A 22,027-nucleotide genomic window follows, 5' to 3' on the forward strand; every position below is an offset into this window, starting at 1 on the left:
CCGCACCGGGCCCCGCGCCCGGGGCGGCTGCGGTGCGCCCGCGGCCGGACACCCTCCGTGACCTCCGGATCTCCGGAACGAGGTGATCGGCCCCAACCTCTGGCCCGCCGGGTCCGCCGGGGGTACACATAGGCATATGGTCCGGTTTAGGGGCCGATCCCGGACCCTGCCGGTCCCCGACTCCACCGGTCGACGTCCGTGGTCGCCGATCAGCGTGCGCACCGTCGCAGGCCAGGTCTTCGTCCTCCAGGTGGTCATCGTGCTCCTGCTGGTCGTCGCCGCCGGCACGGAGCTCGTGCTGCAGTCGCGGCACGACACCTCCGCCGAGGCCCGCAACCGCTCGCTCGCCGTCGCCCAGACCTACGCCAACTCGCCGGGCATCGTCGCCGCGCTGCGCTCCCCGAACCCCACCGCCGTCCTGCAGCCAAGCGCCGAGGCCGCCCGCAAGGCCACCGGCGTCGACTTCATCGTCGTCCTGAACACCGACGGCATCCGCTACACCCATCCCAAGCCGGACCGGATCGGCAAGAAGTTCGTCGGCAACATCGCCCCCGCCCTCGCCGGCCAGCCCGTGATCGAGACCGTCAACGGCACCATCGGCCAGCTCGTCCAGGCCACCGTGCCGGTCGACGCCCCCGACGGCACCGTGGTCGGCCTCGTCTCCGCCGGAATCCGCACGGCCGAGATCAGCTCCACCGCCAACCGGCAGCTTCCGCTGCTGCTGCTCGCCGGCGCCGGTGCGCTCGCCCTCGCCACCGCCGGCACCGCCCTGGTCATGCGCCGGCTGCGCCGCCAGACGCACGGACTCGGCCCCGCCGAGATGACCCGGATGTACGAGCACCACGACGCTGTCCTGCACGCCGTCCGCGAGGGCGTGCTCATCCTCGACGGCAGCGGCCGGCTGGTGCTCGCCAACGACGAGGCCAGGCGCCTGCTCGGCCTGCCCGCCGAGGCCGAGGGCGGCGCCGTCGCCGACCTGGGCCTCGACCGGCCGCTCACCGCCCTGTTCGGATCGGGCCGCACCGTCACCGACGAGGTCGTCCGGGCCGGCGACCGCCTGCTCGCCGTCAACATCCGCTCCACCGAGGTCAACGGCGGCCCGCCCGGACACGTCGTCACCCTCCGCGACTCCACCGAGTTGCTGGCCCTCTCCGGCCGGGTCGAACTCGCCGGCCGGCGCCTCCAACTGCTCTACGACGCCAGCGGCGCCATCGGCACCACCCTGGACGTCTCCCGTACCGCCCAGGAACTCGCCGACGCCGCCGTCCCCGCCTTCGCCGACTTCGTCACCGTCGACCTCGCCGAGGCCGTCCTGCGCGGCGAGGAACCCGCCGTCGGGCTGGACGGCGCCCCCTCCAGATGCGCCGCGTCGGACACAGCGGGATCCGCGACGACTCGCCGTTCATCCCGGTCGGCGACAGCGTCCCCCTGGTGCCCGGCACCCCGCGGGCCCGGTCCATGGTCACCGGTGGCGCCGTCATCGCCGAGGACCTCCGGGCCGCCGTCCGGGCCTGGCAGGCCTACCAGCCCGAGCGGGCCACCGGCGTCCTGGAGTACGGCGTCCACTCGCTGCTCACCGTGCCCCTGCAGGCCCGCGGCGTCGTCCTCGGGATGGCCAGCTTCTGGCGCTCCGAGCGGCCCGAACCGTTCGACGAGGAGGACCGCTCGCTCGCCGAGGAACTCGTCGCCCGGGCCGGCGTCTCCATCGACAACGCCCGGCGCTACACCCGCGAGCACGCCATGGCGGTCACCCTCCAGCACAGCCTGCTGCCCGGCGGCCTGCCCGAGCAGAGCGCCCTCGACACCGCCTACCGCTACCTCCCCGCGCAGGCCGGCGTCGGCGGCGACTGGTTCGACGTCATCCCGCTGTCCGGCGCCCGGGTCGCCCTGGTGGTCGGCGACGTGGTCGGCCACGGCCTGCACGCCGCCGCCACCATGGGCCGGCTGCGCACCGCCGTCCACACCTTCTCCGCCCTCGACCTGCCGCCCGACGAACTCCTCGGCCACCTCGACGACCTGGTGAACCGCCTCGACCAGGACTCCTCCCCGGACGGCGACTCCCCGATCACCGGCGCCACCTGCCTCTACGCGATCTACGACCCGGTCGCGCTGCGCTGCACCATGGCCCGGGCCGGTCACCTCCTGCCCGCCCTCGTCCACCCCGACGGCAGCGTCGAGTTCCCCGAGCTGCCCGCCGGGGCGCCGCTCGGCACCGTCGGCATGCCGTTCGAGGCCGTCGAGATCGACGTGCCCGAGGGCAGCCGGCTGGTCCTCTACACCGACGGCCTGGTGGAGGACCGCAGCCGGGACATCGACGAGGGCCTGGAGACGCTGCGGGTCACCCTGGCCGAGCACCCGGACGGCACCCCCGACCAGACCTGCGACACCGTGCTCGCCCGGATGCTCCCCGCCAGCCCGACCGACGACATCGCCCTGCTGGTCGCCCGCACCAGGGCGCTGCCCGCCGAGAAGGTCGCGGTCTGGGACGTCCCCGCCGACCCGAGCGCCGTCTCCGTGATCCGCGGCGAGGTCAGCCGCCGGCTGGAGGAGTGGGGCCTGGACGACCTCGCCTTCACCACCGAACTCGTCCTCAGCGAGCTGGTCACCAACGCCATCCGCTACGGCGGCGAGCCGATCGGCGTGCGGCTGCTGCTGGACCGCACGCTGATCTGCGAGGTCTCCGACACCGGCAGCACCGCCCCGCACCTCCGCTACGCGGCGAGCACGGACGAGGGCGGCCGCGGCCTGTTCCTGGTCGCCCAGTTCGCCGAGCGCTGGGGCACCCGCTACACCGCCACCGGCAAGGTGATCTGGGCCGAGCAGGCGCTGCCCTGAGAGTGGTCCGCCCTGAGAGCGGTCGGCCCTGAGGACGCCCGGCCCTGGGGACGCTCAGCGCTGCTCGTCCTCCACCAGCTGTTTGAACTGCTCCAGGTCCGAGCGGACCGTCCGCTCGATCGCGCTGGCCTGGGCGAACCCGTGGCCGCCGCCGAACACCTCGGCCACCGCCGCCGGCTCGTACTCGATGCGGACCTGCACCCGGGTGCGCCCGGCACCCAGCGGGCGCAGGGCGATCGCGCCGCGCAGCGGCGGGCCGTCGACCGTCTGCCAGGTCATCACCCGGCCCCGGCCGAGGTCGGTGAAGTAGGCGTCGAACTCGCGGTGGCCGCCGTCCACGGCCACGTCCAGGTGCGCACGGTGGCTGCCGCGGGCGTGCGCGTGCAGCACGCCGTCCACGAAGCGCGGGTAGTCGACGACCCGGTGCAGGTGCTCCCAGGTCGCGTCCGCCGGAGCCCCGATCTCGATCTGCTCCTCAAGGGTGCTCATGGCTCTCCTCGCCCGCCGCCGCCGAACCGCGCCGCCTCCCTCAGCCTGCGCCCGGCGGCGGGCCGCGGCAACGAGGCCCGCCGGGCACCGCAGGCCCACGGCCGGGTTCCACGCGCCGCGCGGCCCGTCAGGCGGACCGGCGCGGCAGCCAGCAGCCGTGTACCAGGAGCGCCGCGGCCGCGAAAGCGGCGATCACCGACGCCATCGGCAGCGCCGACCCGGAGCCGCCGAGACCGACCAGCGGCGCGGCGAGCGCGCCGAACGCGAACTGCAGCAGGCCGAGCAGCGCGGAGGCCGTCCCGGCCTGCGCCTGTCCGGACAGCGCCAGCGCCGTTGCGTTCGGCATCACGAAGCCCACCGCGCCCACCACCAGTGCCAGCGAGGCGCAGACCGCCCACAGGCCGAGGCCCGCCGTCACCGCGGTCAGCAGCCCCGCACCGCCCGCGGCCGACAGTGCCAGCCCGACCCGCAGCAGCGCCTCCGGGGACCGGCTGCGCAGCAGTCGGGCGTTCAGCTGGCCGAGCAGCACCAGGCCCAGCGCGTTGCCGCCGAAGACCAGGCCGAACTGCTGCGCGCTGAGCCCGTACACCTGCTGGAGGACGAACGAGGAACCGGAGATGTAGGCGAACATCGCGGCGAACACGGCGCCGGCCGACAGGGCGTGGCCCATGAATCGGCGGTCGGCCAGCAGCCCGCCGAAGCTGCGCACGCTGCGCCCCAGGCCGCCCGCCGTCCGGCGCTCGGCCGGGAGCGATTCGGGCAGGGCGAGCGCGGCCGCCGCCAGCAGCAGCACGCCGATCACGGCCAGGACGGCGAACACGGCACGCCAGTCGGCGAACCTCAGCAGCTGGCTGCCGAGCACCGGGGCCAGGATCGGCGCCAGCCCGTTCACCAGCATCAGCAGCGAGAAGAACCGGGCCGCCTCGACCCCGTCGTACAGGTCCCGGACCACCGCCCGGCTGATCACGATGCCCGCCGCACCGGCCATCCCCTGGACGAACCGCAGGCCGGTCAGCGTGCCGGCCGTGGGGGCGAACGCGCAGGCCAGCGAGGCGACGGCGTAGCAGGCGAGGCCGGCCAGCAGCGGCGTCCGGCGGCCGCGGCTGTCGCTGAGCGGGCCGACCGCCAGCTGGCCGAGGGCGAGCCCGAGCAGGCACGCGGTGAGGGTGAGCTGCACGTCGGCGTCGTGCACGCCGAGGTCGGCGGCCAGCGACGGGAACGCCGGGAGGTACATGTCCAGGGACAGCGGCCCGAACGCGGAGAGCGCGCCGAGCACCAGGATCAGCCGCAGCCGGCGCGGGCCGCCGGTGCGTCCGGGGGCGGTGCCGGGCGCGGAGCTGCGGGTCCGCGGGGCGGGGGAGTGGTCACCCGGTTCAGCGTAGGGGAATCGCTGACTGATCAGCAATTGAGCGGTCAGCTAATTACCCGGCCCGGACCCGGCCGGCGCCGGGTGTTCGGCCCCGGGGATCAATGGAACCGTGGATATCGGCGAGAACGATCATGGTCCGATCGCTGCGAGGGCTCTGACGCGGCTCTCGTGCCCACGACGGGCCTTGCGCCGGGCCGGAACCGCCGGGGCACCGTGGCCGCCTCGCCGCCGCCGGTGAACTCCAGACCGGTCGCCCCTTCCGTGCGGAGAATCGGACCCCTTCTGTCGTCGAACCCTGTCAGCAATCGTCATCGGATCCGATGGGATCGGCGCCGCCTCAGTGCCCCGGAATGTCCGGGTTCATTGGACGCCGACCGCCTGTCGTCAGACGATCGGTTGACGACAGGCACGGGAGATGGCGGTCGTGGCGAGGAATGCCGGCCGGCCCGACGCCGGAGCCTGAGAGATCCTCAGTCCCGGGACGCTTTGCGTGCCCTGAAGGCTGCGGCCTTGACTCGGCCCCGGCACGCCGTGGAGCAGAAGTGGCGGACCGCGTTCCGGGAAGCGTCCACGTAGACGCGGTCGCAATGCGGGGCCGTGCAGACGCCGAGGCGTCCGGCGAGATCGCTGCCGATCGCCAGGGCCAGGGCCGTGGCGCATCCGGCGCTCCATCCCACGGAGAGACTGTCGTCGGAGCCGTGGAAGTGGACTTGCCAGGGCTCACCGTCGACGCGATCGAGCTGGGGGCGGGCGCCAGTGGTGCGCAGCAGGGCGTTCACCATCTGGGCCGCCTGATCCATGTGGCCGCCGTCGACTGCCGCGAACACCGCCCGCATCTGCTGGGCGGTGTTCGCGAGGTAGACGGCATGGCTCGACCCGACCTCGGCACGGGGTGAGAGCTGCAGCGCCTCGTGGACCGCCGATGGGAGCCGATCCCCGTTCGGTGCGGCGTAGGGGCGACCCTGTCGGGCACCGTCGGTCAGTGCATTGACGAGGGAGACGGCTGTATCGAGCAGCCTCACCACGTGACCATCGAACATCACTTGACCGGTCACTCCTTCGAACCCTAGCGTGCCTACGCAACCGACGATATCCGTTTCGTCGGTCACGCACGAGGGGGCTGACTTCGTGAGGTCCGCGCAGAGCCGGAAGAGCTTGCCGCGCACGGTGCGGCTGTTGATCGCGGCGCGAGCGGTGAACCGACTGGGAGCGTTTTCCCTGTCGTTTCTCACTGTGCTGATCACGACGAGCTTCGGTGCCAGTACCGCCGTGGCCGGGTACATCGGCGCCGCGTTCGGGCTCGCCACGATCCCCTCGCGCCTGGCCGGCGGCCGACTGGCCGACCGCATCGGTCGGCGCCGCACGATCGTGGTCGGGCTGACCGGGTGCGCGGTCGCGCAACTGGGTATCGCCTCGGCCGGCGGCCTGGTGCCGGCGGCCTGCTTCGCGGTGCTGATGGGGCTGGCCTTCGAGATCTACGAGCCGCCCAGCCAAGCGATGATCGCGGATGCTGTGGCGCCGGGCGAGCAGGTCCGCGCCCATGGCCTGATGAACGCGGCCCTGGCGGTGGCCGGCATGGGCGCGGGCCTGCTGGCGGCTGGGATCGGGCGCCGGGAGCTGCGATGGCTGTTCGTGGTCGATGCCCTCACCTGCCTGCTCTGCGCGCTGACCGTGCACCTGGTCCTGCCCGCAGACCACCGCGCCGCGCCGGCGGCAGTTCCGCAGGCGGCCGCCGTAGCGCCCTGGCGAGACCGTTCGTTGCTGGCGATGCTCGCGGCAGGGACTCTGTTCGCGGTGGTCCATCTCCAGATCATGATCTCGCTACCCCTGTCCCTGGAACTGCGCGGATTGCAACCCGCCGACGCCGGACTGCTGTTCACCACGTCCGCCCTCACCATCACCGCTGGACAGCCTCTGCTGAGGCGCAAGCGACTCGCCGCACTCCCGACACCCGCAGCCTTCGCCGGCGGCTACCTCCTGATGGCCCTGGGCCTGGCCGGATACGCGCTTGCTCCCGGCCTGCTTGCCTGGACCGCAGCGACCATGGTGTGGAGCCTGGGCGACCTGCTCCTCACCGGCCGCGCGTACGCACTGGTCGCAAGCTTGGCCCCCGCCGCCGGGAAGGCGCGATACCTGGCGGTCTACGGCACAAGCTGGGGAATCGGCGGAATCGCTGCCCCGGTCGTCGGCACACAGTTGCTCGAGCATGCCGGAGCTGTCGGGTTGTGGTGCGCCATGTCCTTGACGTGTCTGATTCTCGCGGTCCTGCATCCTGCCTGGATCCGCACTGGCGGCGATGGCCGTGAGCGGGAGGCGACGCCCGTTCGGGAACAGGCTGCCTGTCCGTAGCCGATGGCGCCGGCGAGTTGTCGCCGCGTGCGGCTGCTCGTCCTCCTGTCGTCCTCGCCCCGGCCCTGGGCGGTGATGAGCGACGCGTTCGCGGCGGCGATCGTGTCGGCGCGCAGGGAGTACTGGTCAACGCGCGAGCCGGGCTCCCGTCAGCGCCTTGTCGTTCGCGTCGATGACCGTAGGAACGGGCGCACGGTGCTGCAGCGGTCGGCCGGCTGGCGGCGCATCTCCGCCTCGGAGTCGTCGTCGCCCGGTGGCAGCAGCTCGTCCAGCAGCCGTATGGCCGCCTCGACCTCGGTGCGCGGCCCGACCTCAACCTCCAGCGCCCGGAGCATCGCCGGCGCCTCCAAGTCGGCGCCGGCCTCGGTGATCAGGTCCAGCTGCCGCTCCACAGCCGGTACACCGCCTGCACCGTGCGCGAGGCCCGTGCGACCCGGGGCCGGGAGACCAGCCACCGCTCCAGCGCCTTCGCCATGCTCGTACCGGTCGTGCGCGTCGGCGGCCGGCGTAGCCGCTCCGGCTCCGAGACCCGCCGCCCCTCCGGCCCCTGCAGCAGCGCCACCAGGTACCCGGGCTGACGCCGGATCGGTCAGCCGTCAATCGAACCCCTGCGCGGAAGATCCCTCCCGTGTATCGGCCGCCGAGACCATGATCATTCTCACCGACAACCACGGTTCCATTGATCCCCGAGGCCGGTGTTGCCCCGGGTGCCGCCCTGCACCGCTCAGTAGACTCCGTGGCATGGAGACCGCACCGACGGCACCCGAGAGGCGGCCGCGCCCGGTCGGCGGCGACGGCCCGGCCGACGCCGCGGCCCTCGCCGCCCTTGCCGCCGGCCCGACCATCGCCGACTTCGGCCTGCTGCTGCGCGCTGCGGCCCGCCTCGACCGCCGGATGGACGCCGAGCTGCGGGCCCGCTGCGGGCTGAGCCACACCATGTTCGAAGTGCTGATCATGCTCTGCCGGGAGGGCGGGGACGGGGTGGCCCAGCGGGAGCTGGCCGACGGCCTCACCCTCACCAGTGGCGGCACCACCCGGCTGATCGACCGGATGGAACAGGCCGGGCTGGTCCGCCGCGCACCCTCGCCGGCCGACCGGCGGATCACCCTGGTCTCGGCGACCGCCGACGGGGCCGACGCCTTCCGCCGGGCTGCGGTCGTGCACGCCGAGGTCGTCGACGCGCTCTTCCTGGGGCCGGTGGCCCCTGCCGACCGCCCCCACCTGCTGACCGCGCTGGGCGCGATCGTCCTGGCGTCCACCGACTGAGGCGGCGGCGGGGCCCGATGCGTGCGGCCGGGCCGGCCCCGCTGGGGCCGGCCCGGCCGGGGCCCGGGCGGACGGTCAGTCCGTGAGCCCGGCGAAGAGTCCGCAGATTTCGCGCGCGGCATCCCGCATCTCGAGCGTCTCGTGGGGTCTGGCCACGAGCTCGGTCATGATCAGCAGCGCGGCCTGGAGGGCCGCTACGGGTACGTCGACGGTCCGCAGGCCGCTGAGGACGTCGCTGGCCTGGGCCGCGGCGCTGGAGGCCCAGCTCTGGGTCTGCTGGGGGAAGGCCGTGGCGGGAGAGCCGCCGGGTGTGGGCGGATGGCAGGTGTTCATACCGGTACCAACGACGCGGACGCGCCGCGGGATGCTGCCCCGGACGCCGTCGCCGCCGACCTGTGGGCCGGATGCGGGCGGAGCGGGGGTGGGCCGGGGTCGCCGTTCGGGGAGGGCCACCCCCGCGGGTGTCGCGGGAGCGCTCCCACGAGCGCTGTCGCGGGAGCCGTCAGCCCCCGGTCTGCTCGGAGATCTGCCGCACGGCGGCGTTCCAGGCCTTCTTGGGGTCGGTGCCGTTGCGTTCGACGTCCAGCAGCGCGGTGTCGGTGAAGACCGCCTTCACCACGCCGTCCAGCCGCCCGATCGGGGCGGGCCGGATCGTCCGGGCGGCGGCGGCGTAGATCCGGCCGGTCGGTGCGTTGTTGAAGTACGCGTTGGTGGCGTCCTGCACCACCGGGAGCCGCAGTGCGGCGTCGGCCGACGGCAGGTTGCCGGTCTTGGTGAACACCTTCGCCTGCTGTTCCGGCGCGGTGAGCCAGGCGGCCAGGGCGGCGGCCTCCTTGGGGTGGCGGGCGGCCTTCGGCACGGTGAGGAAGGCGCCTCCCCAGTTCCCGGCCACCGGGGCGGCCGCGATGTCCCACAGCCCCTCGCCGCGGTCCCCGGCGTACTGGCTGATCACGCCGGTCATCCAGGACGGGCAGAGGACGGTGGCGAAGCTGCTCAGGTAGAGCGCGTCGTCCCAGTCGGCGGTGAACTGCTGGAGCCCGTCGGTCAGTCCGCCGCGGGCGGCGGACGCCGCGATGTCCCAGGCCTTCTTCACGCCGGGGCTGTCCTGGTAGTCCAGCGTCCCGTCGGCGGTGGAGAACTGCCGGGGCTCGCCGGACAGGACGGCGTTGAACAGGCCCCCGGCCGAGTCGGTGAACGTGGTCTTCGCCGGCGCGGCCGCCTTGTAGCGGCGGCCGACGTCGACGAACTTCGACCAGTCGCCCGCCCACAGTCGGCCCACGGCATCGCGGTCCGTGGGCAGTCCGGCCTTGCGGAAGAGATCCTTGCGGTAGCAGACCGCCATCGGCCCGGTGTCGGTGCCGAGCCCGAGCAGGGCGCCGGCGGGGGTGGTCGCCTGGGCGGACTTCCACGGCAGCCAGGTGGCCGGATCGACGCCGTCCGCCGTCCGCAGATCGGTGAACCTGTCCGCGAGCGGGCCGGTGGCCTCGGCGATGTAGCCGACCTCCACGGCCTGGATGTCCGCGACCGTGCCGCCGTCACGAAGCTTGCCGGAGAGGTCGTTCCAGTAGACCTTGCCGTCCTGGGTGGCCTGCTCGTTGATGACGATCTCGGGGTGCTTGGCCATGTACTCGGCGAACAGACCGGCCTCCCGGTACCCGAAGGTGCCGAAGGTGCCGACGTTCAGGGTGATGCTCTCGGCGACCGCCGAGGCCTGCGGCGGGGGTGCGGTACTGCTGCACGCGGTGAGGGCGAGGAGTGCGCCGCCGAGCGCGGCAGCCGTCCTGACGGGCCGTCCGCGGCGTCGGGCGGGGCCCGCGGCCGTGGTGCCCGAACCGGCCACGGCGGGAGAGGGTGGAGCGTTGCGTCTGGTGCCTGGCATGGGAGCCTCGTTCGCTGACAGATCGGGTGGGTGGCGCATCGGCCGTGATGGGAGCGCTCCCAGACCTTGCTGCCCGAATCCCGTGCCTGTCAAGGGCCGAGGTCCGCTCGGCGGACGGCGGTCACCGCCGGCGGCCGTCGGACCGGTCCGGCCGGGACCGGACCTCATCCGAAGCCGCCCGTGCGGCGCGCTGCTTGAGCCGGTGCTTCGCGGCGATCAGGGCCCCGCCCGGCCGTGCGGCAGCAGCCAGGAGACGTCGGCGCGGTCGACCGCGCCGAAGCGGTACTTGTAGGGCTCGGTGCCGCGCAGGAAGTCGAAGGTGTGCAGGCCCTGGTCGGCGCAGGCGCGGACGGCCTCGGCGATCACCACGGTGCCCAGCCGGAGCGGCGCGAAGGACGGGTCCCAGCCGATCTGGTAGTAGGCGAAGCCCGCACCCCAGCGGAAGCCGTACAGGCCGCCCACCACCCGGCCCCCGTGCTCGGCGACCAGGAAGGCGGGGCCCTGCCCGCCGGGCGCCGTGGTGCGGGCGGAACGCTCCATCAGCCGGACGTGGAGCGGGCGGCGCCCGCTGTCGAACGTGGTGGGCCGGCCCAGTGCGGCGCGGCGCAGCCGGTGCAGGGCCAGGACATCGTCCAGCAGGTCGGGGCCGGCCTCCGCCGGAGGTACCCAGCGGAAGGCCACCCCGGCCGCGTCCAGCTTGCGCCGGTAGCGGCGCACCGTGGAGCGGAACTGCCGCGACCCGAGGGCGTCGCTGCCGCCGGTCAGGTCGGCGCGCGGGCAGGGCGTCCGCCCGACCGCGCGGGCCCGCGCCGGCACCAGCGCGGCGGCGCCGGGATCGAGGTCGGGCAGCCACAGCGTCGTACGGCGGGCCGTGGCCGCCAGCCAGGTGCGGACGGCCGGCCGGTGGTCCGGCGCCACCGCGGGCCCGCAGTGGTCGGCGGCGCCGGGCCCGCTGCCCAGCAGGGTGAGGCAGGCGGCGCCGAACGGCACCCGCGGGTGCAGCCGCAGCCGGGTGCGCAGCAGCGGCACGACGGCCGCCACCTGCCCGTCGGTGCGCCGCCAGACGGCGATCTCGCCCGTGCCCGCGTCCGCGCCGAGCGTCTCCCACCAGGAGAGCACCCACTCCGGCGTGGCGAACCACGAGCCGTGCGGGTCGTCGGCGACCAGGCCGCGCCAGCCGTCGGCGAGTTCCGCGGTGACGGAGTCGGGGGAGCGGTGGATCTCCGGCTCCCCGCCGGCCGGTCCGGGCGTGTCCGTCCGGCCCGCCTGGTGTGCCTGATCTGCCTGGTGTGCCTGGTCTGCCGTCATCGTGCCTCCCCTCGGGCCCGTCTCAGGGCGTCAACTGCCGCCGCGCAGGCGGTGCACGGCCGGGTGCAGCCCCGACAGGACGGTGTCGAACCTGTCCCGGCCGGTGTCGGAGTTCACCCGCAGTCGGCTGATCCGCAGGGGGTGCCGGGGGAGCCGCCGGTCGTGCCGGTGGTCGAACAGGAAGCCGGTGCGGTACCCGAGCCGGGCCAGCAGCGGTTCGACCCGCGGGTCGTGATTGCCGTTCGGGTAGGCGAAGGACGTCGGGGCCCGGCCCAGCAGCCGGGTGAGCCGGTGGTGGGCCTGTTCGACCTCGGCCCGTGCGCTCGCGGGGTCGCAGCGGTCCAGGCACGGGTGGCTGTCGGTGTGGTTCCCGATCTCGACGCCGCCGGTGCGCAGTTCGGCCAGGCAGGCCGCGGTCAGGTGGGGGCGCCGCGGTGCCTGGCGTGTCGCGGTGTCCCGCAACTGCTGGAGCAGGTCGAGCCGTTGGCGGTCGGGCACTTGCTTGAGGCGGCGGACGACGGTGGTGGGGCCCGTGCCCGTCGGCAGGCCGTCCGCCGTTCCGCCGTGCCCGGCGAGGAAGGCCGCCTCCGCCCACCAGAACGGCCGGTCGCCGCCGATCAGCCCGGCGATCACGTAGGCGACGGCCGGTATGCGGTGCCGGGCGAGCACCGGCAGGCCGGCGGCCAGCAGGCTCGGATCGCCGTCGTCGAACGTCACCAGCACGCTGCGCGGGGGCAGCGGGCGCTGCTCGCGGACGGCCTGCTCGACCCGGGCGAGGGACACCGGCCGCGCCGTCCGCACCAGGCGGTCCATCTGGGCCGCGAAGGAGCGGGCGTCCTCGACGCCGTGGTAGGCGAGGACGGCGAGTCTGCCCGCGGCCAGGGCGCGGAAGGCCGGCTGGAGCGGGGAGCGGCGCAGCACCGCGTCGATCCGCCGTCTGCGGGTGTCCGCCGGGGTCGCGCCGATGGCGGTGCCCCCGGCACCGTGGTCGTCCGGCACGCCGCCCCTCTCGGTCGCCGATCCCGCGCCGTTGCGGGGCCGTGGCGCCGCAACCGGGCGCGCCGCCGACTCGGCGTCAACGTGACCAGAATTTACCACCCCTTGACCATTCGCCCAGGATGTTCCAAGGATATGAGCGGCTTCTCGCAGCCCTTGACCTGGGCCAAATATGGAGGAAACTGGTCATTACACCGGAATACCGGGCGGAGCCGCACCGCCGACGGAGACGTCCGACGGCCGTTCGAGTGACCCTGATCCAGGCTCTGGCCAGGCCCCCGGCGGGCCGGAACGCGACGGAGGGCAGACGGCGACGGCCGATGCCACGGAGAACGCCCCGGACGCCGGGAGTCGACGCGTCCGGGGCCGTGCGTGCCCACGGCGCGCACCGGAGTGCGCCGCCCTCCCTTCCGTGCCTCCCCGTCCCCGCGCCGCACCCCTCAGCGGTTCGACCAGTCGCCCGAGGGGATCGGTGCGGGCGCGGCGCTCAACGCCGCCGCGATCCGCGGCCCGGCCAGGTAGACCCACGCGTCGGTCTCGGCGCCGTCCTCCGTGCGCACCGCCAGCCGGACCCGGACGTATTCGCCGTCGCCGTCCGGTGTGCAGTCCTCCAGCCGGTCCAGGTCGGCGAGCACCCGGTCGTAGAGGCCCGGATGGACGGTGGCCAGCTCGCCCACCACCGACGCGCCGGCGTCCGGCAGGGCGTACGGGTAGCCGGGGCCGCGGTGCAGGGCGGCGTCCGCCAGGACGGCGCGGCGTACCCGCAGGCACCGGCCGGCCAGGTGCCGGTCGTGGTTGCGGCCCCCGGGGCGGAGCGTCCCGTAGACGAAGAACGGCAACTGCACGGGGACTCCACGAGGGCGGGGCGGGCGGATGGTGGGGACCGACCGTACCGGCTGCGGCCCCGCGCGTACCCGCCGCGGGGTCGCCCGGAGGTTCAGCGCACCCCGCGGGGCCGGTACTGGATGCTGATCCGCGGGCCGACCGGGCGGCCGGTCTTCGGGACGGCGTGCTCCCAGGTCCGCTGGCAGCTGCCGCCCATCACCAGCAGGTCGCCGTGGCCCAGCAGCCGGCGCACCGTGGGGCTGCCGCCGCCGCGCGGGCGGAGCAGCAGCGGCCGCGGTTCGCCCACCGACACGATCGCCACCATGGTGTCCTGCAGACCGCCCCGGCCGAGCCGGTCGCCGTGCCAGGCCACGCTGTCGTGCCCGTCCCGGTAGTAGCAGAGCCCGGCGGTGCTGAACGGCTCGCCGAGTTCGGGGCCGTAGTGGGAGCTCAGCGCGGTGCGGGCCGCGGCCAGGGCCGGGTGCGGCAGGGTGTCCGCCTCGCCGTAGAACGCCAGCAGCCGGGGCACGTCGACCACCCGCTCGTACATGGTGCGCCGTTCCTCGCGCCAGGGGACCTCGGCGGCGAGGGCCTCGAACAGCGGTCCTGCGCCGTGCAGCCAGCCCGGCAGCACGTCGATCCACGCACCGTCGCCGAGCGCCGTGCGGCGCAGGCCGCCGAGCGGGCCGACGCCGACGTCCTCGGCGGTGTCGAACAGCGAATCCTGGAGGTGGAGCATGCCGCTCAGGGTACCCCTGAATCGAACTAATGTGCGAGCGGCGGGCCGGTGGGGCCGGTGGAGGGTCAGCGCCTGGTCGTGCTGTTGAAGAGCGACCGCGACCAGACGTAGCCGACCACGGCGATGCCGGCGCACCAGGCGAGCGAGATCCACCCGTTGTCGCCGATCGCCGAGCCGGAGAGCAGGCCGCGCAGCGTCTCGGTCATCGGGGTGAACGGCTGGTGCTCGGCGAACCAGCGCAGGCCCGGCGACATCGAGTCGGCCGGTACGAACGCCGAGCCGAGGAACGGCAGGAACTGGACCAGCAGCGGCTTGTTGCTCGCGGACTCGACGGTTTTGGAGATCAGGCCGAGTGCCGCCGACAGCCAGGTCACCGCGAACGCGATGGCGGTGAGGAGGCCTGCCGCGGCGAGCCATTCGAGCGGGCTCGCGTCCGACCGGAACCCGACGGCGAGCGCGACCGCGACGACGAGGACGATGCCCGTCATCGTCTGGACGACGCTGCCGACGACATGGCCGGTCATGAACGACGAACGGGTGATGTTCATGGTGCGGAAGCGGTTGATGATGCCCCCGGTCATGTCCGAGCAGACCGCGATCGAGGTCGACATCGCCCCGGCCGCCACTCCCATGACGATGATGCCGGGCGTCAGGTACTCCAGGTACGCGTCCCGGCCGCCGCCCATTCCGGCGCCGATCGAGCCCCCGAAGGCGTACACGAAGAGCAGCAGCATCAGGATCGGGGTCAGGGCGCTGCCCAGCGACACGGCCGGGTAGCGCAGCGCGTGCCTGAGGTTGCGCCGCAGCATGGTCGCCGAGTCGTGCGCGGCGTGGGCGAGTGTGCTCATCGCTGGGTCTCCTTGACGGGCGGTGGGGTGTCGTCGGTTCCGGTGGCGGCGTGTCCCGTGGTGGCGTGTCCGGTCAGGGCGAGGAACACGTCGTCGAGGTCGGGGGTGTGCACGGAGAGGTCGGCGGCCCCGATGCCGGCGGCGTCGAGCCGGTCGAGCAGGCCGCGCAGCGTGTCGAGTCCGCCGTCGCCCGGGACGCGCAGGGCGAGGTTCTCGTCGTCCCGGGTCGCGTCGGGGAGGGCGGCCGCCGCTCGTCCGTGTGCGGCGGAGTCGGTGAAGCGCAGCCGTACGTGACGGCCGGGGATCTGCGCCTTGAGCTCGTCGGCGGTGCCCTCGGCGACGATCCGGCCGCCGTCGAGCACGGCGATCCGGTCGGCCAGCTGGTCGGCCTCCTCCAGGTACTGGGTGGTGAGGAAGACCGTGGTGCCGCCGGCGACCAGCGAGCGCACCGTCTCCCACATGGTGCGGCGGCTGCGCGGATCGAGCCCGGTCGTCGGCTCGTCCAGGAAGATCACTTCGGGGTCGCCGACCAGCGTCATGGCGAGGTCGAGCCGGCGCCGCATGCCGCCGGAGAAGGTCGCGGCCCGTTGCCGCGCGACGTCCGCGATGTCGAATCGCCGGAGCAACTCTTTTGCCCGGGAGCGTCCTTCGCGCTTGCCGAGGCGCAGCAGGTCGGCCATGAGGAGCAGGTTCTCCTCGGCGGTGAGCAGGTCGTCGAGCGCGGCGAACTGCCCGGTGACGCCGATCGCGGCGCGCACCCCGTCCGGTGACGTGGAGATGTCGTGGCCCGCGACCTGGGCCCGGCCGCCGTCGGCGGCGACGAGCGTGGAGAGGATCTGCACCGTGGTGGTCTTGCCGGCGCCGTTCGGCCCGAGCAGTGCGAACACGGACCCGGCCGCGATGCGCAGGTCGATGCCGTCGAGCACCGTCCTGTCGCCGTACGACTTGCGCAGTCCCACGGCGGTGACGGCCGCGGGCGGCTGCGGATCGTGCTTTCTTGGCGCAGGCATGACAGATGGCGGCATGGGGCTCTCCCGTTCGGAGGCTGGGGTGGAGGGGTGCGGGGTGGAGGGGTGCGGGGCGACGGGGGTGCGGGCGGGCGGCCGGGGCCGTCTGCTCAGGCCCGGGCGCGGCGGATGTCGATGTTGCCGTAGCGGGTCCGGGCGCGGACCTGGACGGTGTCCTCGGTCTCCTTCGGCGGCTCGGCATCGGCGAGCGTGTTGCGCACCTGCCCGCGCTCCGAGCTGACGTCGAGCCAGGCGGCGGTGCCCTCGCGGACGCCGACCTCGATGGCGCCGTAGGAGGTCTCCAGCTGGACGGTGCCGCGGGCGACCTCGGCGACGCGCAGGGTGCCGTGGGCGGTGGTGGCGACGACCGAGCTCTCGGCGCGGGTGATGCCGATGTCGCCGTTGGCGCCGCTCACCCGCAGGTCGCCGAGGGCGGTGCCCACGGTCGTGGCGCCGTGCGAGTTCTTCAGGACGGCGGAACCGTCGACCGTGCCGACGCGCAGGCTGCCGGAGCTGGTGGTGATCTCGGCCGTCCCCTCGATCCGGTCGACGGTGATCGAGCCGTGGGCGGCGGTCAGGTGGAGCGCGCCGGTGGTGTCGAGCCGGACGTCACCGGACGAGGTCTTGACCCGGACTTCGCCGAGCCGGCCCTCGCCGAGCACCTGGGCCCAGGCGCCGGTCACGTCGATGCGCGAGCCCGTGGGCAGGTCCACCGTGACGTCGACGACGCCGCCGGGCCCGACGAGGTGGCGCTGCTTCGTCCGGACGGTCAGCACGCCGCCCGCGTACGTGACCTCGGTCTGCTCGGCCGCCCGCACGTCCTTGTCCCGCTTCGGGTCGCGGGGTCGGACCTCGACGACCGTGTCGGGGCGGTCGCCCGCGGTGAACCGGATGGAGCCGGCGTCCACGCGGGTGGTGGCCGAAATCGGTTCGGGGGTGTCGAAAGAAGGCATGGCTGTACCGTCCTCATGGGTCGTGGGGGCGTCCCCGCTGGTGGGACGCGGTGCGGGTGGGGTGGGTCGGCGCGGGTGGGCCGGGTGCGGTCAGCGCACCCAGCCCGTGAAGCTCTGTCCGATGGTGCGGGTCCTCTCGGCCGGGCGAGGCCGCGTGCCGCCGTCGGCCGCGGCCGACACGGCCCGCACCAGCCATGCGTTCACCGACAGGCCCTCGCGGGCCGCGGCCTCCTCGGCGCGTGCCTTGAGGTGGGCCGGCAGGCGCAGATTGATACGGGCGGTGCCGCTCTCGTCGCCGTCGGCGGGCGCCGGCGCCTGGAGCGGTTCGACGGGCGCGGCGACCGCGTCGGTGGGGCCGCCGTCGGTGGGCGCCGGCGTCACCACGAACTCCGGGTCCAGCCCGCGCAGTCGTACGTCGACCGAGCCAGGGGCGAGCTCGCGGGTGATCTCGTCCATCGCGGCGGAGAGCACGTTGAGCATGGTCAGGCGGCTCGCCGACTCCAGAGGGGCGGTGAGCCGCTCGGCCAGTTCGCGGGCGTCCTCCCCTCCGGCGGCGGCAGCCACCGCAAGTTCGCGGCGAAGGGTGTCGACATAGGGGGTGAGGTCCATGGCCCTATCGTGGCACCACTGTGGCACCACGCGCAAGCGTGCGGGGTGAGACGGCGGGGGTGGATTCGGTGAAGCAGGCTCTGACCTGCGGACATGCGAAGGCGGCAGGCTGTGTTGGGCTGGCATCATGCGTGGACTCGCGTCGCTGGTCAGCCTGACTCGGCGCCGGGTGGCACCGATTGGCACCAGGTGGCGCCGTCCGGCGCCACGCGGTGCCATCCGGTGCCAGGAGCCGCCGGGCCGTGCGCCCGCCCCTCCGCCCGGTGGTCCGCGGCGCCCGCGGATTCCCGGCCGCGGGCGCCGGCAGTCATGGCGGGCCGCCGCGGTGGGCAGGAACCCGGCATGACCGAACCCTCCGCCAGTCCTGTCACCCCCGCCACCCCCGCCCCGGGTGTGCTGCGGTTCTCCGCCGAGGTCGCCGACGCCCTCGCCGCCGGAGCTCCCGTGGTCGCCCTCGAATCGACGATCATCGCGCACGGCCTGCCCAGGCCCCGCAACCTCCGGGTCGCCCGGGAACTGGAGGATCTCGTCCGCGCCGGCGGAGCCGTCCCGGCCACCGTCGCCGTCCTGGACGGCCAACCGCACATCGGCCTCGACAAGGACGGGCTGGAGCGGATCGCCGAGGACGACTCGCTGCGCAAGTTCGGCTTCCGCGAGCTCGCTCCCGCGCTCGCCACCGGGGCCAGCGGGGCGACCACGGTCTCCGGTACGGCCTTCCTGGCCGCCCGGGCGGGCATCCGGGTGTTCGCCACCGGGGGTCTCGGCGGTGTCCACCGCGACTGGGCCGCGAGCCAGGACGAGTCCGCAGACCTCGCGTTGCTGGCCCGTACCCGGATCACTGTGGTCTGCGCCGGGGTGAAGTCGATCCTCGACGTCCCGGCGACCCTGGAGCGCCTGGAGACCCTCGGGGTCGCCGTCCTCGGCTACCGCACCGCGCAGTTCCCCGGCTTCTACCTCACCGGGTCCGGGCAGCCGGTCGGCTGGACGGTCCAGGACCCCGCCGAGATCGCGGCCGTGATGCGCGCCCAGGACGCCCTCGGCGGGATCCGCTCGGCGCTCGTGGTGGCCAACCCCGTCCCGGCGCGGGAGCAGCTCGACCCCGCCCTGCACGACCGGGTGCTGGCGGAGGCGCTGGCCGCCGCCGACCGGGCCGGGGTCCGCGGGCAGGCGATCACGCCCTTCCTGCTGGCCCACCTGACCGAGCACACCGCCGGCGCCTCGCTGGAGGCCAACCTGGCGGCCGTGCGCGGCAACGTCCGGCTCGCCGCCGAGATCGCCGGGCGCTGGGCGGCCGGCCCGCAGCGCGGGCGGGGCTGAGATGGGCGCGCTGCTCGTCGTCGGCGAGGTGGTCACCGACGTCGTCGCGCTGCACGAGGGCCCGCTCTCGCCGGACACCGACACCGCGGCGCGGATCGCCGTCCGGCCGGGCGGAGCCGGGGCCAACGTGGCGGTGTGGGCCGCCGCGGCGGGTGCGGAGGCCCGGCTGCTGGCGCGGGCCGGCGCCGACTCCGCCGACTGGCACCGAGGCGCGCTGTGCGCCGCCGGGGTGGCGCCGCACCTGGTGGTCGACGCGGCGGCCCCGACCGCCGTGGTGATCAGCCTGGTGGACGCCGCGGCGGAGCGGACCCTGGTCACCGACGGCGGGGCCGCCGTCCGGCTCGGGCCGCCGGACTGGGCGGACGCCCTGCTCGACGGGGCGGCCCGGCTGCACCTGTCGGGCTACCACCTGTTCGGCGGGACGGGCCGGCGGCTGGTCGCGGTGGCGGTCGCCGCCGCCCGGGCCCGGGGCGTCGCGGTCAGCGCGGATCCGGCCTCCGCGGGCTTCCTCGCCCGGGCCGGCGTGGACGCCGTGCGCGCCGCACTGGAGGGCGTCGGCCTTCTGCTCCCCAACCGCGACGAGGCCCGGCTGCTGGCCGGCACGGAGGACCCGGTCGCGGCCGCGGAGCTGCTCAGCGCCCGGTACGGCGAGACGGTGGTGACCCTGGGCGCCGCGGGCGCCCTGGTCGCGGCCGGCGGACGCGTCCTGGCCCGGGTGCCGGCCGAGCCCGCGGCGGCGGTGGACTCCACCGGCGCCGGGGACGCCTTCACCGGCGCGCTGCTGGCGGCGCGGCTGGCCGGGGCCGACCCGGTGGAGGCGGCCCGGGCGGGCTGCCGCGCGGGGGCGGCCGCGGTCACCGTGGTGGGCGGCCGCCCACCGGACGCCGCCGCGCTCCCGGGCGGCCTCACCGCGCGCGTCCCGGCCCCGGACGACCCCGTCCCGGGGGTGCCACCGCCGTGCGATGATCGCGGGATGGAGATGCGGGCGACCGCCGGGGGCGGACGGGACGGGTTCGGCAGGCGCCGCGCGCCATCGCGGCGGGTGCGGCCCTGCTCGTCCTGCTCGGCCCGGCGGCGCTGCCCGCGGCCGCCGTCGAGCGGCCGGAGCGCCTCTTCACCATCCCGGACAAGCGGATCACCGAATCCAGCGGCCTGGCGGCCAGCCTGGCCCACCCCGGCGTCTACTGGACGCACAACGACAGCGACGACGGCCCGTACGTGTACGCGGTCGACAGCCGGGGCCGCACCCTCGCCACCGTCACCCTGCGCGGCGTCAAGCCCCGGGACGCCGAGGCGATCTCGCTCGGCCCGGACGGTCAGCTGTACCTGGCCGACATCGGCGACAACCTGGACGGCACCTGGCCCGAGGTCTGGCTCTACCGCTTCACCGAACCGGCCGACCTGCACGACCAGTCGGTGGACGCCGTCCGCTACCGGGTGCGCTACGAGGACGGCCCCCGCAACGCCGAGGCGCTGATGATCCACCCGGTCACCGGGCGCGCCTACATCGCGAGCAAGCGGCAGTCCGGCGGCGGGCTCTACCAGGGGCCGGAGCACCTGTCCGCGTCCGGGGTGAACACCTTCCGGCGGATCGCCGAGGTGCCCTGGGTGACCGACGGTGCGTTCTCCCCGGACGGCAACCGGCTCGTCCTGCGCGGCTACTTCTCCGCCGACCTGTACGCCTGGCGGGACGGCGCACCGCAGCGGCTGCGCCCGCTCGACGTGCCCTTCCAACGACAGGGCGAGTCGGTGACGTTCACGGCGGACGGTGCGGCGGTGCTGTTCGGCAGCGAGGGCTCGGACAGCGACGTCTGGCGGCTCGCCCTGAGCGAGGCGTCGCCCGCGCCGAGCGGTGCGGGCGGCTCCGCGGCGCCCTCGGGCGCACCGCCCGCCGCGGCCGGCGGTACGGCGCAGCACAGCGGTTCGGGCGGGACGTCCGATCACGCGCTGGCCGCCCTGATCGCGGTGGCGGCCGCCATCGGGCTGGCCCGGCTGTGGCGCGCGCGCCGCTCCTCGTGAACCCGCGCGGTGCCGGCCGGTGCGCTCACCGGTCGGCCGCGTACCGCCAGAAGTCGCGCATCGGGGCCGGCGGGGTCGGTCCGGCCAGCTCCACCTGGGTGAGCAGCACGGTGACCGTGCCGGTGGACGGGACGATGTGCGCCGCCGTGCCGGTGCCGCCCACCCAGCCGTAGCGTCCGGGGACGTTCCACGGCTCGACGGCCTCGACGTCGACCGAACCGCCGAAACCCCAGCCCTGGCCCTCCAGGAACAGCTCGCCCGCGGCGCGCTGCGATGCCGTCAGGTGGTCGGTCGTCATCTGCCGGACGGCGGTGGGGGAGAGCAGCCGCCGACCGCCGGACTCGCCCTCCGCGAGCAGCATCCGGCCGAAGGCGAGCCAGTCGTCGGCGGTGGAGACCAGCCCGCCCGCCCCGGACGGGAACGGCGGCGGGGAGCTCCACTGCCCGTCGGGTCCGTCCACCAGGTCGAGCCCGCCCGCGGGAGCGGCCCGGTAGAAGGAGGTGAACCGGGGGAGCGCGGCCGCCGGCACGGCGAACCCGGTGTCCACCATCCCGAGCGGCTCGAACAGCCGCTCGGCGAGGAACTCGGGCAGCGGGCGCCCGGTGACGCGGGCGATCAGCACACCCTGGATGTCCGAGCAGGTGTTGTAGAGCCAGGCGTCGCCGGGCTGGTGCAGCAGCGGGATGCCGGACAGGGCCATCATCCACTCGTCCGGCGGGACCACCAGCTGGGGCTGCGGCGGCCCCTGCCGCAGCTCGCTGAAGAGCAGACCGACGGCGGGCAGCGAGAAGTCGGCGGGGAAGCCGTACCCGGCACGGAAGGTGAGCAGGTCGGCGACGGTGATCGGACGCGCCGCCGGGACGGTGTCGTCGACGGGGCCGGCCGGCGAGCCGACGACCACGGGCGCCTCCAGCTCGGGCAGCCACGGCGCGACCGGGTCGTCCAGCGCGATCCGGCCCTCGTCGACCAGCATCATCACCGCCGCCGAGGTGATCGGCTTGCCGATCGACGCGATCCGGAAGATCGAGTCCCGGGCCATCGGGGTGCTGCCCGCGGCGTCGGCCGAGCCGACGGCCCGCACCTCGACCCGGTCACCCCGGGCCACCAGGCCGACGGCGCCGGGGACGGAGCCGTCGCGGACCCTGGCGTGCAGAACGTCGTGCAGGTCGGTCATCGGTCCACCTTCTCGGCTGGTCGTCATGGTCCGGGAGCGTGCGGC

At 74.7% G+C, this 22,027-nt stretch carries 19 protein-coding genes and 2 pseudogenes; 6 read left to right on the forward strand and 15 right to left on the reverse strand.

Translation table 11 applies throughout. The features are described 5' to 3' along the window. Positions 1-136: 136 nt before the first annotated feature. Positions 137-2,835: pseudogene (locus ABEB13_RS34090) on the forward strand (SpoIIE family protein phosphatase). A 54-nt stretch (positions 2,836-2,889) separates the two neighbouring features. Here the strand turns inward: ABEB13_RS34090 and ABEB13_RS34095 are convergent. The 3 genes from ABEB13_RS34095 to ABEB13_RS34105 form a co-directional block, all read right to left on the reverse strand. Beyond that, a complete protein-coding gene (locus ABEB13_RS34095; RefSeq protein ID WP_100887271.1) occupies positions 2,890-3,324 on the reverse strand; it encodes an SRPBCC family protein in 435 nt (144 codons plus the stop codon). Between the two features lie 127 nt (positions 3,325-3,451). After that, positions 3,452-4,729 (reverse strand): Bcr/CflA family multidrug efflux MFS transporter, encoded by a 1,278-nt coding sequence (locus ABEB13_RS34100; RefSeq protein WP_345708553.1) that lies wholly within the window; start codon positions 4,727-4,729, stop codon positions 3,452-3,454. Positions 4,730-5,163: 434 nt separating this feature from the next. Then, the gene (locus ABEB13_RS34105) at positions 5,164-5,937 is read right to left on the reverse strand and encodes a CGNR zinc finger domain-containing protein (RefSeq protein WP_345708554.1); all 774 of its coding nucleotides are present in this window, start codon (positions 5,935-5,937) and stop codon (positions 5,164-5,166) included. On the opposite strand from ABEB13_RS34105, the gene ABEB13_RS34110 reads away from it, so the two are divergent. Then, complete coding sequence (locus ABEB13_RS34110) at positions 5,927-7,042, forward strand: MFS transporter (protein WP_345708555.1); 1,116 nt, start codon at positions 5,927-5,929, stop codon at positions 7,040-7,042. The genes ABEB13_RS34105 and ABEB13_RS34110 overlap by 11 nt on opposite strands. A gap of 149 nt (positions 7,043-7,191) precedes the next feature. Here the strand turns inward: ABEB13_RS34110 and ABEB13_RS34115 are convergent, their stop codons facing one another. Next, positions 7,192-7,434 (reverse strand): hypothetical protein, encoded by a 243-nt coding sequence (locus ABEB13_RS34115; RefSeq protein ID WP_345708556.1) that lies wholly within the window; start codon positions 7,432-7,434, stop codon positions 7,192-7,194. Positions 7,435-7,783: 349 nt separating this feature from the next. Here ABEB13_RS34115 and ABEB13_RS34120 point away from each other — a divergent pair, with 349 nt between their 5' ends. Continuing rightward, positions 7,784-8,308 carry a MarR family winged helix-turn-helix transcriptional regulator gene (locus ABEB13_RS34120; RefSeq protein ID WP_345708557.1) on the forward strand — a complete coding sequence of 175 codons (525 nt, stop codon included), beginning with the start codon at positions 7,784-7,786 and terminating at the stop codon, positions 8,306-8,308. Between the two features lie 75 nt (positions 8,309-8,383). Here the strand turns inward: ABEB13_RS34120 and ABEB13_RS34125 are convergent, their stop codons facing one another. The 10 genes from ABEB13_RS34125 to ABEB13_RS34170 all read right to left on the reverse strand — a co-directional run bounded on the left by ABEB13_RS34125 (position 8,384) and on the right by ABEB13_RS34170 (position 17,472). Beyond that, positions 8,384-8,641: a hypothetical protein gene (locus ABEB13_RS34125; protein WP_345708558.1), complete on the reverse strand. Its 258-nt coding sequence runs from the start codon at positions 8,639-8,641 to the stop codon at positions 8,384-8,386. A gap of 169 nt (positions 8,642-8,810) precedes the next feature. Then, positions 8,811-10,187 carry an ABC transporter substrate-binding protein gene (locus tag ABEB13_RS34130; protein WP_345708559.1) on the reverse strand — a complete coding sequence of 459 codons (1,377 nt, stop codon included), beginning with the start codon at positions 10,185-10,187 and terminating at the stop codon, positions 8,811-8,813. A 216-nt stretch (positions 10,188-10,403) separates the two neighbouring features. Then, entirely contained in the window at positions 10,404-11,495 is a 1,092-nt protein-coding gene (locus ABEB13_RS34135; protein WP_345708560.1) for a GNAT family N-acetyltransferase, read from the reverse strand. A 30-nt stretch (positions 11,496-11,525) separates the two neighbouring features. Next, a complete protein-coding gene (locus ABEB13_RS34140; protein WP_345708561.1) occupies positions 11,526-12,494 on the reverse strand; it encodes a polysaccharide deacetylase family protein in 969 nt (322 codons plus the stop codon). A 437-nt stretch (positions 12,495-12,931) separates the two neighbouring features. Then, positions 12,932-13,336, reverse strand: coding sequence for a gamma-glutamylcyclotransferase family protein (locus ABEB13_RS34145; RefSeq protein WP_345708562.1), 405 nt, complete (start codon positions 13,334-13,336; stop codon positions 12,932-12,934). Positions 13,337-13,428: 92 nt separating this feature from the next. Continuing rightward, the gene (locus ABEB13_RS34150; protein WP_345708563.1) at positions 13,429-14,055 is read right to left on the reverse strand and encodes an alpha-ketoglutarate-dependent dioxygenase AlkB; all 627 of its coding nucleotides are present in this window, start codon (positions 14,053-14,055) and stop codon (positions 13,429-13,431) included. Between the two features lie 65 nt (positions 14,056-14,120). After that, complete coding sequence (locus tag ABEB13_RS34155) at positions 14,121-14,903, reverse strand: ABC transporter permease (RefSeq protein ID WP_345708564.1); 783 nt, start codon at positions 14,901-14,903, stop codon at positions 14,121-14,123. After that, positions 14,900-15,913 (reverse strand): ATP-binding cassette domain-containing protein, encoded by a 1,014-nt coding sequence (locus ABEB13_RS34160; RefSeq protein WP_345708565.1) that lies wholly within the window; start codon positions 15,911-15,913, stop codon positions 14,900-14,902. Before ABEB13_RS34160 ends, ABEB13_RS34155 begins: the two co-directional genes overlap by 4 nt. Positions 15,914-16,020: 107 nt before the next feature. Further along, the gene (locus ABEB13_RS34165; protein WP_345708566.1) at positions 16,021-16,863 is read right to left on the reverse strand and encodes a DUF4097 family beta strand repeat-containing protein; all 843 of its coding nucleotides are present in this window, start codon (positions 16,861-16,863) and stop codon (positions 16,021-16,023) included. Between the two features lie 90 nt (positions 16,864-16,953). Further along, on the reverse strand, positions 16,954-17,472 hold the full coding sequence (locus tag ABEB13_RS34170; RefSeq protein WP_345708567.1) for a toxin-antitoxin system HicB family antitoxin: 519 nt from the start codon (positions 17,470-17,472) through the stop codon (positions 16,954-16,956). 342 nt (positions 17,473-17,814) lie between these two features. Here ABEB13_RS34170 and ABEB13_RS34175 point away from each other — a divergent pair, with 342 nt between their 5' ends. The 3 genes and pseudogenes from ABEB13_RS34175 (at position 17,815) to ABEB13_RS40855 (ending at position 20,808) form a co-directional block, all read left to right on the forward strand. Next, the gene (locus ABEB13_RS34175; protein ID WP_345708568.1) at positions 17,815-18,789 is read left to right on the forward strand and encodes a pseudouridine-5'-phosphate glycosidase; all 975 of its coding nucleotides are present in this window, start codon (positions 17,815-17,817) and stop codon (positions 18,787-18,789) included. A gap of 1 nt (position 18,790) precedes the next feature. After that, positions 18,791-19,669: pseudogene (locus ABEB13_RS34180) on the forward strand (carbohydrate kinase family protein); the annotation flags it as partial. A gap of 536 nt (positions 19,670-20,205) precedes the next feature. Beyond that, the gene (locus ABEB13_RS40855) at positions 20,206-20,808 is read left to right on the forward strand and encodes a hypothetical protein (RefSeq protein WP_425559927.1); all 603 of its coding nucleotides are present in this window, start codon (positions 20,206-20,208) and stop codon (positions 20,806-20,808) included. A 25-nt stretch (positions 20,809-20,833) separates the two neighbouring features. Here ABEB13_RS40855 and ABEB13_RS34190 read toward each other — a convergent pair whose 3' ends face one another. After that, on the reverse strand, positions 20,834-21,982 hold the full coding sequence (locus tag ABEB13_RS34190; protein ID WP_380231833.1) for a serine hydrolase domain-containing protein: 1,149 nt from the start codon (positions 21,980-21,982) through the stop codon (positions 20,834-20,836). Positions 21,983-22,027 lie beyond the last annotated feature (45 nt).

The sequence above is a fragment of the Kitasatospora paranensis genome (assembly GCF_039544005.1).
Classification (GTDB): Bacteria; Actinomycetota; Actinomycetes; order Streptomycetales; family Streptomycetaceae; genus Kitasatospora; species Kitasatospora paranensis.

Coding starts and splice junctions, on each gene's coding strand:
- ABEB13_RS34150 (WP_345708563.1), bottom strand. CDS start 14,055: ATGCTCCACCTCCAGGATTCGCTGTTCGACACCGCCGAGGACGTCGGC.
- ABEB13_RS34170 (WP_345708567.1), bottom strand. CDS start 17,472: ATGGACCTCACCCCCTATGTCGACACCCTTCGCCGCGAACTTGCGGTG.
- ABEB13_RS34155 (WP_345708564.1), bottom strand. CDS start 14,903: ATGAGCACACTCGCCCACGCCGCGCACGACTCGGCGACCATGCTGCGG.
- ABEB13_RS34175 (WP_345708568.1), top strand. CDS start 17,815: ATGACCGAACCCTCCGCCAGTCCTGTCACCCCCGCCACCCCCGCCCCG.
- ABEB13_RS34135 (WP_345708560.1), bottom strand. CDS start 11,495: ATGACGGCAGACCAGGCACACCAGGCAGATCAGGCACACCAGGCGGGC.
- ABEB13_RS34160 (WP_345708565.1), bottom strand. CDS start 15,913: ATGCCTGCGCCAAGAAAGCACGATCCGCAGCCGCCCGCGGCCGTCACC.
- ABEB13_RS34120 (WP_345708557.1), top strand. CDS start 7,784: ATGGAGACCGCACCGACGGCACCCGAGAGGCGGCCGCGCCCGGTCGGC.
- ABEB13_RS34095 (WP_100887271.1), bottom strand. CDS start 3,324: ATGAGCACCCTTGAGGAGCAGATCGAGATCGGGGCTCCGGCGGACGCG.
- ABEB13_RS34190 (WP_380231833.1), bottom strand. CDS start 21,982: ATGACCGACCTGCACGACGTTCTGCACGCCAGGGTCCGCGACGGCTCC.
- ABEB13_RS34165 (WP_345708566.1), bottom strand. CDS start 16,863: ATGCCTTCTTTCGACACCCCCGAACCGATTTCGGCCACCACCCGCGTG.
- ABEB13_RS34125 (WP_345708558.1), bottom strand. CDS start 8,641: ATGAACACCTGCCATCCGCCCACACCCGGCGGCTCTCCCGCCACGGCC.
- ABEB13_RS34130 (WP_345708559.1), bottom strand. CDS start 10,187: ATGCCAGGCACCAGACGCAACGCTCCACCCTCTCCCGCCGTGGCCGGT.